This window comes from Pseudomonas sp. FeS53a, assembly GCF_000931385.1.
Classification (GTDB): domain Bacteria; phylum Pseudomonadota; class Gammaproteobacteria; order Pseudomonadales; family Pseudomonadaceae; genus Metapseudomonas; species Metapseudomonas otitidis.
Genome location: NZ_JYFT01000023.1, coordinates 1 through 13,135, shown reverse-complemented (window position 1 = coordinate 13,135; position 13,135 = coordinate 1). Strand labels below are relative to the sequence as shown.

At 70.2% G+C, this 13,135-nt stretch carries 10 protein-coding genes; all 10 read right to left on the bottom strand.

Features of this window, described 5'->3' with window-relative positions:
* Nucleotides 1-381 precede the first annotated feature (381 nt).
* Nucleotides 382-1,632 carry an acyltransferase family protein gene (locus tag SZ55_RS07805; protein ID WP_044403771.1) on the bottom strand — a complete coding sequence of 417 codons (1,251 nt, stop codon included), beginning with the start codon at nucleotides 1,630-1,632 and terminating at the stop codon, nucleotides 382-384.
* Between the two features lie 27 nt (nucleotides 1,633-1,659).
* Nucleotides 1,660-2,406 (bottom strand): SDR family NAD(P)-dependent oxidoreductase, encoded by a 747-nt coding sequence (locus tag SZ55_RS07800; protein ID WP_044403768.1) that lies wholly within the window; start codon nucleotides 2,404-2,406, stop codon nucleotides 1,660-1,662.
* A gap of 56 nt (nucleotides 2,407-2,462) precedes the next feature.
* Nucleotides 2,463-4,175, bottom strand: a complete 1,713-nt coding sequence (locus SZ55_RS07795; protein ID WP_044403766.1) for a GMC family oxidoreductase — start codon at nucleotides 4,173-4,175, stop codon at nucleotides 2,463-2,465.
* A gap of 67 nt (nucleotides 4,176-4,242) precedes the next feature.
* A complete protein-coding gene (locus SZ55_RS07790; RefSeq protein WP_044403764.1) occupies nucleotides 4,243-5,007 on the bottom strand; it encodes an SDR family oxidoreductase in 765 nt (254 codons plus the stop codon).
* A 34-nt stretch (nucleotides 5,008-5,041) separates the two neighbouring features.
* Entirely contained in the window at nucleotides 5,042-5,770 is a 729-nt protein-coding gene (locus tag SZ55_RS07785; RefSeq protein WP_044403762.1) for a cupin domain-containing protein, read from the bottom strand.
* A gap of 30 nt (nucleotides 5,771-5,800) precedes the next feature.
* Nucleotides 5,801-7,525, bottom strand: a complete 1,725-nt coding sequence (locus tag SZ55_RS07780; RefSeq protein WP_044403760.1) for an FAD-dependent monooxygenase — start codon at nucleotides 7,523-7,525, stop codon at nucleotides 5,801-5,803.
* A 19-nt stretch (nucleotides 7,526-7,544) separates the two neighbouring features.
* Entirely contained in the window at nucleotides 7,545-8,258 is a 714-nt protein-coding gene (locus SZ55_RS07775) for a methyltransferase (RefSeq protein ID WP_052807553.1), read from the bottom strand.
* 26 nt (nucleotides 8,259-8,284) lie between these two features.
* Nucleotides 8,285-10,729 carry an AMP-binding protein gene (locus tag SZ55_RS27070; protein ID WP_052807552.1) on the bottom strand — a complete coding sequence of 815 codons (2,445 nt, stop codon included), beginning with the start codon at nucleotides 10,727-10,729 and terminating at the stop codon, nucleotides 8,285-8,287.
* Between the two features lie 47 nt (nucleotides 10,730-10,776).
* Nucleotides 10,777-11,574, bottom strand: coding sequence for a class I fructose-bisphosphate aldolase (locus SZ55_RS07765; RefSeq protein WP_044403758.1), 798 nt, complete (start codon nucleotides 11,572-11,574; stop codon nucleotides 10,777-10,779).
* An 8-nt stretch (nucleotides 11,575-11,582) separates the two neighbouring features.
* The gene (locus SZ55_RS07760; RefSeq protein WP_082078168.1) at nucleotides 11,583-12,908 is read right to left on the bottom strand and encodes a 3-dehydroquinate synthase II; all 1,326 of its coding nucleotides are present in this window, start codon (nucleotides 12,906-12,908) and stop codon (nucleotides 11,583-11,585) included.
* Nucleotides 12,909-13,135 lie beyond the last annotated feature (227 nt).

Genomic DNA, 13,135 nt, shown 5'->3' with positions numbered 1-13,135 from the left:
GGATTCTCCTCTCGATCCGTTCAGACGCGATCATCACTGCACCCGGCCCAACCTTGTGAATGCGAGCTCAAGGCTCTGGATACCGTTCGGGCTGTTCGAGTGAGTGTGGAGGGGCGGAGCACTATCTACGTTGCAGGCTCGCGGCCTAAGGGTGGGCACGGCTTCCTATCCCTCCCCCGATGATCAGTCGGGGACTATGCCCCTGGGGTGGGGCAGTAGTCGAGATACAAGGGTGGGCTTCAGCCCACCAATGGCCACCGTTCGTAGCCCGGGCTTCAGCCCGGGGAGTTCGGGCACAGAACCCGGACTGAAGTCCGGGCTACGGAGGCAGCCTGAACAGCCGTCACGAGCAGCGCTCGCTCCTACACAAACGCGCGGGGCTCAGGGCGTCGGGGTGGGTGCCAGGGCCTGGGGCGTGGCGGCTTCGGCGGTGCGGCTGCGTTCGGCGATGCGCTTGCCCAGGGCGATCATCGGTCGCTCCACGGTGCGGTGGATCAGCTCGGTGGCGCCGAACACCAGCACCAGCATCAACGCCGTGTACTGCGGCCAGAGCGCGTCGGTAATGGCGATGCCTTCGCTGCGGGTGTAGCGGTGCATCAGTTCCAGGGTCAGGAAGAACATCGGGATGTGCACCAGGTACAGGGTGTAGGAGCGCTTGCCCAGGTAGTCCAGCAGCACCTGCAGCGGCTGCGGGAACACCAGCAGGCCGCCCTCGCACGCCGCCATGAACACCAGCGCCAGGGACAGTGCGCAGACCACCGGCACCGCCAGCACGTTGCCGAAGCCGATGGCGGTGACGCTGGCCAGCACCAGCGCCAGCACCGTGGCCAGCAGCGCGCCGGCGTAGCGATGGCGGCCGGCCCGCACGCGCAGGGCGGCGAACCAGGGCTGGGTGCTGGCCAGGTACAGCAGGCAGCCGTAGATCAGCCCGTCGCAACGGGTCTGGGTGAAGAAGAACACCTTCATCGGGTCGGACAGGCTGAAGGGCCGCAGCACCAGGCTCACCAGCAGCAGTGTGCCCAGCAGCGCCAGCACCCGCGCGCGGTTGCTCTTCAGCAGGATCAGGAACAGCGGGTAGAACAGGTAGAACTGCTCCTCCACCGACAGGCTCCAGTACGGCGCCAGCGGCACCCCGCCGGCGATCTTGTTGTCCGGCAGCCAGAAGTTGAACGTGTAGGTGAAGATGCCCAGCGCCGCCTGGGCGTTGTACACCGGCGGGGCGAAGTACTGGCCCTGGTTGAGGAACAGGCTGCAGGCCATCACCAGCGCCACCACCACCCAGGCCACCGGCAGGATGCGGAACACCCGGCGCACGTAGAACGCCTTGATGCAGGCCGCCCGCTGCACGCCGCTGCGCAGCCCGTCCAGTTGCTCCAGCAGGGTGCGCGAGATGATGTAGCCGGAGATGACGAAGAACAGGTCGACCCCGCCCCAGGCATTGCCGAACAGGTCCGCCACCGACTCGGGCCTGGGGTAATGCATGGTGAAGGTCCAGGGGTAGAACACCTGGTACAGGTGGACGTAGAAGGTCAGCAGCACGGCGATGGCGCGCAGCCGGTCGAGTTCGAGGTTCCTCGACGGGCCACCCTCGCCGGCAAGGCCGGCGGCAGGCACTTCGGTCTTCATGTTCATGGGTCTACCCCCGGAGGTGGCTGGCGGTCAGAGCTTGGTGCCACCGTCGACGCTGAGGATGTCGCCGGTGATCCAGCGCGAGGCGTCGGAGGCCAGGAACAGCGCGACATCGGCAATGTCCTCGGGCTGTGCCACGCGCTTCAGGGCCTGGATGCCGAGCACGAAGTCCCGCCCCTCGTCGCTGCGCACGAAGCTGGACATCTCGGTGTCCACCACGCCCGGGGCCAGCCCGTTGACACGGATGCCGCGCCCGCCGAGGGCCTGGGCGAAGTGCAGCACCAGCGTGTCCAGGGCGCCCTTGGTGGCGGCGTAGGCGGGGATCTCGCCCACCGCCGAGCGCGCCCCGAGGGACGACACCATCACCACGCTGCTGCCCTCCCCCATCAGCGGCAGCAGTTGCTGCACGAGGAAGAACGGCGCCCGCACGTTGACCGCGAACAGCCGGTCGAAGTCCTCCACGCGGGTGTCCTCCAGGCGGGCCGTCTGGGCAATGCCGGCGCAGGCCACCAGCACGTCGAGCCGGCGCACCCGCTCGCCCACCTCGGCGGCGAGGATGCGCGGCCCGTCGACGCTGGCCAGGTCCGCCACCAGCACGTCGGCGCGGCCGCCCCGGTCGCGGATCTCGGCGGCCACGGCGCGGGCCTCCTCCACGCCCCGGTTGCAGTGCACCAGCACATGGGCGCCGGCGGCCCCCAGGGCCAGGGCGGTGGCCTTGCCGATGCCACGGGAGGCCCCGGTGACCAGGGCGTTCTTGGAAAGCAGGGAATGCTGCATGGTGGATCTCCTGGGTTCAGTTCAGGGAGCGGCGCTCCGCTGGATGGGGTGAGGGTTCAGGCGGTTTCAGCGAGGCGCTGGCCAAGGCGCTGCTCGGCCACCAGCACCCGCGCCGCCAGTTGCGCCACGGTGAGCACCGAGGCGTGGATGTTCACCGCCGGCATTTCGGGGATCACCGAAGCGTCCACCACCCGCAGGCCGGACAGGCCCCAGACCCGGAAGCGCCCGTCCACCACGCTACTGCGCGGGTCGCGCCCAGCGCTGCAGGTGCCGGTGTAGTGCAGGCCGGGCCCGCCGTTGCGGGCGATGAAGGCGAGCTTCTGTGCCGGGGTGTCCAGCGGGTCGCTGGGGTAGAGCCCTCCGAAGTAGTCGGTGACCCCGGCGCCGAGGGCCAGGCCACGGTCCAGTGCGGCGAGCATGATGTCGCGGTCGATGGCCTCGCCCAGGTAGTTGGGGTCGATCAGCAGGGACTGGCGCGGGTCGGTCCCGGCCAGGCGCACCCGCCCCCGGCTACGCGGCTTGGCCAGGAAGGGGATGACGGTGTAGGAGCTGCCGCTGGGCAAGGGCACCGGGCCGAAGGGGTACTGCATGCCGGCCACCTGGATGTCCGGCGCCTGCTGGCCACTGCCGTGGTGGTAGTAGCTCATGGTCGCCACGCCGTTGGAGACCTGCGGGGGAATGGCCAGGCGCGAACGGTACTGCAGGCTGAGCAGCAGGTGGTCCTGCAGGTTCTGCCCCACGGCCGGCAGGTGCAGCCGCACCGGGATGCCCTGCTCGCGTAGGGCCTGCTGCGGGCCGATGCCGGAGAGCATGAGCAGCTTGGGCGACTCGCAGGTGCCGGCGCAGAGGATCGTTTCGCGGCGCGCGCGGATCGACACCAGGCGGTTGTCCACCAGCACCCGCACGCCCTCGCAGTGCGAGCCCCGGAGGATCAGGTTGGTGATCAGCGCCTCGCTCAGCACGCTGAGGTTGGGCCGGGCCAGCGCCGGCACCAGGAAGGCCTGGGCCGGCCCCACCCGGTAGCCGTCGGCGGTGGCGTTGACCTCGGTGATGCCGGCGCCTTCCAGCGGCAGCCCGTCGTTGAGGGTCTGCACGCCGAGCCCGGTGGTGCTGCTGGCCGCCAGGTAGGCGGCGGTCAGCGGGTGCTCCCCGGCGAAGCGCCCGAGGCGGATGCGCGGTGCGCCCTGGCCGGCGGGGCTGCCCACGGGCTGCGCCATGTCCAGGTAGGCCCGGTGCAGCGCCTCCACCGTCCAGGGGGCACCGACCAGCTGCTGCCAGCGCTGCAGGTCGCGGGGGTCGCCGCGCAACCAGATCATCGCGTTGATGCTGCCGGAACCGCCGACGACGCGCCCGGCCGCCAGGCTCTGGGCGCGCTGGTCCAGCTGCGGCTGCGGGGTGCTGGTGCGGGCCCAGTCGGTGTCGCTGCCGAGGTTCTGCAGCCAAAGCGCAACTTCGCGCACCTTGGGTTGGTCGATGCGGTGGCTGCCTGCCTCCAGCAGCAGCACCGAGGCGCCGGTGGCGGAGAGCCGGTCGGCCAGCAGGCAACCGGCGGACCCGGCGCCGACGATGATGTAGTCGTAGTCCCGGCGGTGGCTGGGGCGGCCTGGGTCAGCGGCGGCCAGGGCGGCAGCGGGCAGCAGCCCCATGCCGGCGGCACCGGCCCCCAGGGCCAGTAGGCGGGTAAGGAAGTCCCGCCGCCCGGAGGCGCCGAAACCGGCCGTCGCTTCGCCCTCGCCCGCAACGCCGGGCATGTCGTTGTGCGTCTTCATGTCGATGCGGATTCCATTCGCGGTGGGGACGGGCGCCGCGATGGCGGCGCCCGGGTCGGCCGAGGCCTCAGGTGCGGGTGATGGTCACGCCGCCTTCCACGAACAGCGTGGTGCCGGTGACGAAGCTGGAGGCATCGGAGGCAAGGTACAGCGCCGATTGGGCGATCTCCTCCGGGCGGGCCATGCGCTTGAGGGCGTGGATGCTCTCGACGAAGGCCTTCTGCTCCGCCGTGGAGGCGGCGGCGCGGCCCATCTCGGTGTCGGTGCCGCCGGGCAGCAGCACGTTGACCCGCAGCCCCTGGGCGCCGTATTCGGCGGCCAGGGTGCGGGTCAGGCCCACCAGGCCGGCCTTGCTGGCGGCGTAGGCGGCCATGCCGGGGAAGCCGACGCTGTGGCCGACGAAGGAGGAGGTGAAGATCAGCGAGCTGCCGGGACGCTTGAGCAGTTCGGGGATCTGGTGGCGGGCGCTGAGGAAGGCGCTGGTGAGGTTGGTGTCGAGGGTGTCGTGCCAGCCCTCCAGGCTGATGTCGGTCACACTGCCCAGGGCGCCCATGCTGCCGGCGTTGTTGAAGGCGATGTCCAGGCCGCCGAACTGGCCCACGGCCAGGGCCACGGCCTCGCGGGCGCAGGCTTCCTCCTTGACGTCGCCCACCAGGGCCAGGGCCTTGCCGCCCAGGGCGTGGATCTCGCCCAGCAGGCGGTCCAGGCAGTCGGCACGGCGGGCCACGGCCACCACCTTGGCGCCTTGGGCCGCGAAGAGCTTGGCGGTTTCATAGCCGATGCCGGAGCTGGCACCGGTGACGATCGCGGTCTTGTTCGCCAGAGTTTTCATGCGTTCACCTTTTCTTCCATGTCGTGTTGAGGGATCAGTCCCGTTTGCCGGACTCGAAGAGCCGGATCAGTCCGTCCAGGTTCTTGCCGAAGGGCGGCTCGCCCTCCTCCACCGTCTCGGCGTACTGCCAGAAGTCGGTGCTGAACATCATTCCGTAGTCGCGTGCTTCGCTGACGGCCTTGAGCTGGACGATGGGGTTGTTGCGGGCACCGCGCACGCCGGGGAGGATCGGCCGGGCGATGGATTCGAAGTAGTCCTTGAGGGTCACTTCGGGGGTGTCGGGGGTCCACACCAGCCACATCATCACGGTCTTGTCGGTGATGTTGACGAAGCCGTGGATGTGGTTGCGCCGGCCGAACACCATGGCGCCCTTCTTCATCGGGATCATGCGGATGGTGTCGCGCCCGGACACGTCCGGCGGGTTGTCCAGGTCGGTGTAGGTGCGGGTGCCCATGAACATCACCACGCCGCCGTCGGGGGCGTAGAACCACTCGTCGGTGCGGGTGTGCACATGCAGCGGCGGGCCGGAGCCCGGGGGGATCTCCACCTTGGCCATGAGGTAGCGGCCACGGGTGGTCTCGCCGGTCTTCACGAAGCGGATGGAGGCCCCTTCGGGCTCGCCGTTGACCACCTGCGGGTTGGGGTCGTCCTCGATCAGGGCGAAGGCCGCCGCGTTCTCCTGGGCGTCGTCCGCGTACTCGGATTCCAGCCCGCTCGCCTCAAGGGCCGGTTCCCGGATTCGTTCACTTGCCAATGCACTCATGTCGCCTCCTTGATGCCATCAGGTTGTCGATCAGCCCACTGCACTGAATACGCAGCCCAGCACCGGGCCGGGGGCCTGGATGCCCGCCACGCCCTGCCCGACGAGGCGGTCCAGCAACGCGCCGGCATCCTCCGGCAGGGCGTCGCCGCGCCAGCCGATGTGCTGGTCGGGCCGGACCAGCAGCAGCTGCACTGCGTAGAAGGTGAAGGCGGTGGCCGGCAGGTCGACCACCTCCAGGGGAATGCCACGGGCCCGCGCCGCCTCCACCAGGCGCGTGGCCTCGGGGGCCTGCGGGCCGTTGCGCAAGAGGGTGAAGCCGACGCCCAGCCGGTCGAACACCGAGCACCGGCCGGTGCTGCCGTCGGCGATCCACAGGTGCGGCAGGCGCCCGCCCGGCAAGGTGCTGGGACGGTAGAGCAGCGGGTCGTCCTCGGGGGGCGTGCCGTCGTCCGGCCAGAGGATCGGCGAGCCGTCGTAGCGGGCGCCCAGCTCGACGCCGAGGGAGGCGAACTGCCCACGGAACTGCTGCAGCGCCTCGCCCAGGCGCGCCCGCGCCTGCTGGCCGGCGGGCCCCGGGTCCTCGACCTCGGCGGGCACGTCCACCTGGCCGACGCGCTGGGTGAGGCGGCGGGCGGCGTGGGTGTTGCGCAGGGTGACCGGGCGGCGCTCCAGCTCGTAGGTGGCCAGGAGCCCGTCGCCGGCCCAGCCCTGCACGGCGGCGGCGAGCTTCCAGGCGAGGTTGGCGGCGCCGTCGATGCCGGTGTTCATGCCGAAGCCGCCGGTGGGCGAGAACAGGTGGGTGGCGTCGCCGGCCAGCAGCACCCGGCGGTCGGCGAAGCGCTCGGCCACCAGGGCCAGGCCGCCGTGCCAGACGGCATGGGCCAGCACACTGACCTCGACGGGCTCGCCGATGCCCCGCTGGATGGCGCGGATCACCGCGTCGTCCTGGGGCATCTCGTCGTGGCTGCGGGCCTGGGTCATGAGCAGGAACTCGTCGGCGCCGTCCAGGCTGATCAGCAGCATGCGCCCTTCCGGGGCGACGACGTTGTACATCCAGGCCTTGCGGTCCGGCAGCAGGCGCCGGTGCAGGTCGGGGATGCGCACGTGGCTGGAGAACATGCGCCCGCTGAGGAAGCCGCCGGTGCTGCCGTCCGGGCCGATGTAGCCGATGCCCAAGCGACGGCGGACGAAGCTGTGGCCGCCGTCGCAGCCCACCAGGTAGTCGGCGCGCCAGTGCTCGTCGGCAGCCTGCCCGGCGCTATCGACGGCATGCAGGCTGACGCCGTCGGCGTCCTGCTGGAAGTCGTCGACCCGCCAGCCGAAACGCAGCTGGATGCCGGGGCGGGTGCGCAGGTGGTCCAGCAGGAAGCGCTCGACGTACATCTGGTTGGCCCGCAGCAGGGGCTCGGGCACCTGGTCTGTGTCCGGCGCCTGGCGGGCCGCCTGCAGGCGCTCGCGCTCGGCGGGCATGTCCAGGCGCGCCAGCTCCCAGCCGTTGAGGCGGGTGAAGTAGGCGACGTCCCGGGGGTGGTCGGCGGGCAGGCCGAGCCGGCGGATGCCGTCGGACAACCCGAGCCGCCGGTAGTGCTCCATGGTGCGGGCGTTGTGGGTGTTGCCCTTGGGGTGCCAGCGGGTGGTGCGCTCGCTGTTGAACAGCACCACCGGCACGCCGTGACGGTCCAGGAACAGGGCGAGCATCATCCCCACCGGGCCGCCACCGACGATGGCCACCGGGGCCTTGAGGGTGTCGTGCATGGCGATCGCTCCCGTGGGCTCAGGCCCCGGCCGGTGCGTGGGCACCCGGCAGGAGCTGGAGGATGTCGTAGCGCGGCGCGCCGTCGCCCTGGCCGCTGACCGAGGCGATCACCCGCGAGGCGTAGCCGTGCTCGCGCAGCAGGGCCTCCAGGGCCTGGCCGTCGCCCTGGCTGCTGAAGCCCATCAGCAGCATGCCGCCGAGGGCGAGGTGGCGCGGGGCTTCGTCGAGGAAGCGCCGGTGCGCGGCGTACCCCGGGTCGCAGAAGGCCAGCATGATGGCGGCGTCGAACACGTGGTCGGCTTCGACGAAGACGAAGTTGGAGTTCCAGAAGATGACGTCGAAGCGCTCGCCCTCCTCCAGCACGTCGAACAGGTCCCCCTGGCGGATGGACATGCGCGCGGCGACGCCATGCCGGTTGGCGTTGGCGCGGGTGTTGGCGACGGCATCGGCGCTGATGTCGCTGGCCACCACCACGGCGCAGCCTTCGAGGGCAGCGGTGACGGCGGTGACGCCGGCCCCGCAGCCGATCTCCAGGAAGCGCCCGCCCCGGGGATAGGGCAGGTGGCGGGTGAAGATGCCGGTGGACTGGAAGTGGGTGGGCGGGAATACGCCGTCCTGGACGACGAAGCGGCGCCCCATGCATTCGTATTCGTCCTGCTGGTCGGCCTGGGCGGCGGCGAGCCGCTGGCGCACCGAGGCGAGGGCGTCGGGTTGGAAGGTGGCCTGGGTCATGGTTCGGTCCTTGTTCGTGGGCGCGCTCAGCGCTCGGTTCCGGTGGAAGCCAGCGGGCGTTCGGATTCCCCGGCCTGGCGCTGCAGGTGCAGCAGGGCCTGTTCGTGCTGGCCGGCCAGCAGGGTCTCGGCCAGGCCGCGCAGGCGGCGCTTGAGGACCTTGCCGGTGGCGCCGACGGGGAGGAACGCGAGGTCGCTGGCCACGGCCACGGCCAGCTCGCCGCKCGCCAGGGTCACGCCCCGGCGCGCGGCGGCCTGGTGCAGGGCGGGCAGGACGCGGGCGGCCAGGGTGGCGGCCTGGTCCAGCGCCTGCCGTTCGGGCAGGACGATGGCGAGCACACGGGTGCCCTCGGCATGTGCGGGGTCGACGCCGACCACGGTGACGTCGCAGACGCCTTCCACCTGCTGTGCGGCCTCTTCCAGCTGCAGGGTGTAGAGGGCACCGCCGGTGGCCTCGATGACGTCCACGGCGCGGTCGATCTGGAAGAACTCGCCGTCGCGGCAGTAGGCGACGTCGCCGGTGAGGAAGTAGCCGCCGCGCCAGGCTTCGACGGTCTTCTGCGGCTGCTTCCAGTAGCCGGAGGTGACGGTGGGCGAGCGCACGGCCAGCAGGCCGACTTCGCCGGGCTTCACCTCTTCGCCGCTGCGGGGGTCGAGGACCTTGGCCACGGCGATGTCCACCGGGCGACCGATGGAGCGCTGGTCGGCCAGGGATTCGCGGGTGGATTCGCTGCGGAACAGGGCCATGCCCAGTTCGGAGCTGCCGAAGGCGTCGATGAAGCGCGACTGCGGGGCGCCGTCGAGGATGGCGCGGACGTGGCTCTGGTGGGAGGCGTCGCCCATGGCGAACCAGCGGCGCACGCCGGGGAATTCGCCGGGGTGGATGCCGCCGTCCACCAGCAGCACGTAGCTGCGCGGGAAGGCGACCACGGTGGTGGGCTGGAAGTAGCGGATGGCTTCGCGCAGGGCCTGGCCGTCCTGGGTGCCCAGCACGTAGGTGGGGATGCCGTGGAGGATGGCCGTCTCCAGGTGGCTGATGGCCGCCGAGTGGGACTGCGGCAGGGCGGTCAGCAGGCGCTCGTCGGGGCCTTCGGCGAAGCGGCCGATACGGGCGCGCTTGCCCATGAAGAACTGCCGGTGCTCGAAGCGCACGGCCTTGGGCAGGCCGGTGGTGCCGGAGGTGTGGCTGAGCATGACCAGGGTCGAGTCCTCGGGCTCCAGCGGCCACCAGGCGGGCAGCTGCGGGTCCGGGTCGAGGCGCGACAGGCTGACGTCGAGCACGGCCTGGGGCGCCTGGTTGCGCCACTGGCGGACGAAGGCGCTGGTGGCCAGGGTGGCGCTGTCGGTGACCAGGCGCTCGAAGCCGTTCTCGGCCATGTAGGCGAGGCCGAACTCGGCGGGCATGGCCGGGTTCATCAGGGAGATGGCGGCGCCGAGGCTGGTGAGGGCGAGGTAGTGGAGCATGGGCATGAGCCCGTCCTCGACGCTGACGGCCACTACGTCACCGGGCTTGACGCCCTGTTGCAGGTACCAGTCGGCCAGGGCCATGCGGTGGCGCTGCAGGTCGTTGAGGCCGAGGGCGCTGACCGGGGCGCCCTGCAGGAGGTGCAGCGGCCGGTCGAGGAACAGGAACGGCTGGTCGGCGGTGGTGCTCAGGGCCAGGCAGCGGTCGAGGAAGTTGGCGCTGCCGAGGCTGGCGTCGGCGCGCAGGGCCTGGAGGGCGTCGGGGCTGGTGAGGGTGCCCTGGGCCTGGCCGGTGCCGCTGCCCTGCCCGACCAGCTCGGCGAGCATGTTCATGCGCAGGTGGACCATTTCTTCGCCGATGGCGATGACCCGGCTGCGCAGGTAGGGCCGCTCGCCGAGCATGCGGTCGATGATGTCGCGCATGACGATGGCGTGCTGCTCGTCTTCTTCGATGTGCAGGACGAAGAAGTGCTCGGCCTCGGCCGGGGCGTTGTGGCTGCGCAGGGCGTCGAGCACCGGGCCGTAGATCAGCGGGACGATGGCTTCGGCGCCGAGGCAGAGTGCGGCCAGGCCGTCCAGCGGGTCGCTGCTGCGGCAGTGGCGGAACATCGCGTCGATGAGCTGGCGGGTGCCGTCCAGCAGCGGGCGGCTGCGCGGGACAGCGGCCATCAGGTCCATGGAGCGGCGGTACAGCTCGGCGTGGGAGATGTCGACGCTGTCGCCGCCGGAGAGCTCTTCGGTGAGGTTGTGGGACAGGGCCTTGAACTCGCCCTGGTCGGCCAGGCTGCCCATGAGGGCGCACAGGTAGCGGGTGAAGTACTGGGAGTAATAGTGGTGCTGGATGAGGAAGTGGCGCAGCTGGTCGAGGCTGACCGCGCCGTTGCGGCAGGCCACGAGGAAGGGGTTGGCCCTGAGCTGGCCGAGCAGGCCCTCGGGGAAGAGGTCCGTCCAGAGGGGGGACAGCACGTAGTCGTTGCGGCCGTCGGCGCGCATGTCGAGGTGTTCCATTGACCTTCTCCTGGACGGCCGCAGGGCGGCCGTCGGTTGAGTTCCATTCACACGGCGCGGCTGAGGTATTCCGTTTCGCCCCGGATGCAGTCCGCCAGGCGGCGCAGCAGGTCGAGGGGGCGGGGGTGCTGGAAGACGTTGCGGCCGACGCAGAGCCCGGCGGCGCCACTGGCGAGCATGGCGCGGGTCATGGCCAGCAGCCGTTCGTCCTCGGTGCGCTCGCCGCCGGCGAAGAAGATGCGGATGTCGCGGCAGTGGGTCTCCACCAGTTCGGTGCACTCGACGCTGGTTTCCGGCAGGGCCAGCTTGACGGCGTCGGAGCCGAGTTCGGCGACCACCCGCACCAGGTGGCTGAGGCGCCGCTGGCGCTCCTGGGCGGTGAGCCCGCGCACCTTGTCGTAGAGCATGGTGAGGATGGGCAGGCCGGCGGCGTGGGCGGCGTCGGTCATGGCGCCGAGCTGGGCGACGTTGTGCTGGAAGTTGTCCTCGGTGAAGTTGACCTGCAGGGACACCGCGTCCGCCCCCAGCTCCAGCGCGGCGTCGACGCTGGCGACAGGGATCTTGGTGTCGGGCTCGGGGGCGATGCTGGCCATGCCGTTGAGGTGGAGGATGATGCCGGTGGCCGGGTGCAGCATGTCCCGCAGGATGAGCCGCTCGATCAGGCCCTTGTGGGCAATGATGGCGCTGATGTGGTCGCTGCCGATCCACTTCTCGAAGTCGGCGGTCTGGGTCATGCCGGCAATCGGTCCGAGGGTCAGGCCGTGGTCGATGGGGACGATCAGGCCGCGGCGCGAGGCCGGGAACAACAGCCGCCGTTCTCGGAGAACTCTGCTGATGTAGCTCATGGCGCCCTCTATTTCTCGATGATCGATTCGTTGATCTTGATGCCGACGTGGCGCCCGGGCTCGGTGACGTAGCCGAGGACCTTGTCGCCGGGCTTGAGCTCGGAAATGTTCAGGGGCTTGGCGGCGTCGGAGAAGATGCGCACGTGCCAGTCGTCCTGCATGAGGACGTTGACTCGCTCCTTGCCGGGGAACTCCACTTCGATCAGGCGCAGCGGGCGCTGCTCGATCTTCATGCGGCCGACGGCGGCGCGGCGCACGCGGCCCTTGGAGTTGACGATCATGATCGGCGAGCCGGCCTTCAGCTCGCTCATGTAGTCGGTGCGGTTGTCGGTGTTGAACACGTAGGAGTGCACGGCGCCGGCGTTGACGCGGAACGGCCGCAGTTCCATGTAGGGCAGGAAGTAGACCTCGGGGCAGCAGAGCACGCCGCCCTGGGAGGTGCTGCCGACCAGCATGCCTTCGTCGGGCTCGAACAGGGTGGCGGCGTCGATGCAGGCGCGGTAACCCATGCCGACGGGGCGGCTGTCGATGACGGTGCCGACCTGGATGTTGAGGTTGGCGTAGCTCTGCGCCTGGGACATGCGGGCGAGGAATTCGCTCATCACGCTGTGGTCGCGCGGGGAGAAGATCACCCCTTCGGCGCCGTATTCCATCACGCCGTAGGAGACGATGGCGTCGTCGACGTCGGTGGGCGCCTTGATCTCCTTCATCAGCACGGTGGAGGTGGGCTGCAACGAGGCGATCACCAGCTCCAGGGGGATGTTGGTGGGGTCGCGGAAGAGGATCCACAGGTAGTTGAAGCGCAGTCCCTGGTCGATGGCGCCGAGCAGGCTGTCGCGGTCGTCCACGTAGCTGGTGAAGCAGGTGAGCAGGCCGTCCTGGCCCAGTTCGGCCAGGGCTTCGGCGTCATTCAGGGCGACGGAGCGGTTGCGGGCGGCGGCGCCCTTCTTGAAGGCTTCGAAGTCCGCGCCCTCGCGGAAGGCCTTGAGCTCGGCGGCGTTGCGCAGCCGCAGCACCACGTGCATGCGCGCCGGTACGGCGGGGAGCAGTTCGGCGAGGTTGTCCATATAGAGGACGATGCCGGTGTAGAGCGAGTTGATGACGCGGACGAAGATGCCGTCGTCGGGGCGCTTGCTGGCCAGCTGGGCGCTGTCGAACCAGACCAGCTGGCTGTCGTTGGCGGTGCGCTTGGATTCACCGGCCTTGCGGATGTTGGCGAGCCTGACCGAGCTCCGCCTGGAAATGGTTTCTGGCGTTTCGAAGTCCTGCGGGACAGCTACTTCCTTGGCGATCTGGACGTCCTTGCCCTTCACCCCGGCGCTTGTGTTGCTCATGTTCCCTCTCCTGGCTGCGTGCCCTTGGTGAAACGTGGTCATGTAGAGGGCATCCGGATACCCGCTTGCGTACTGCTCTACATTCGCAACCTCTACGGGGATCCCTATCCCGTCGGGCCGCCCAGCCTTCTCCTTCGGCCAGCCGCGGGGCGGCCGAAGGAGAAGGCTGGGCGGCCCGACGGGATAGGGATCCCCGTAGAGGTTGCGAATGTAGAGCAGTACGCAAG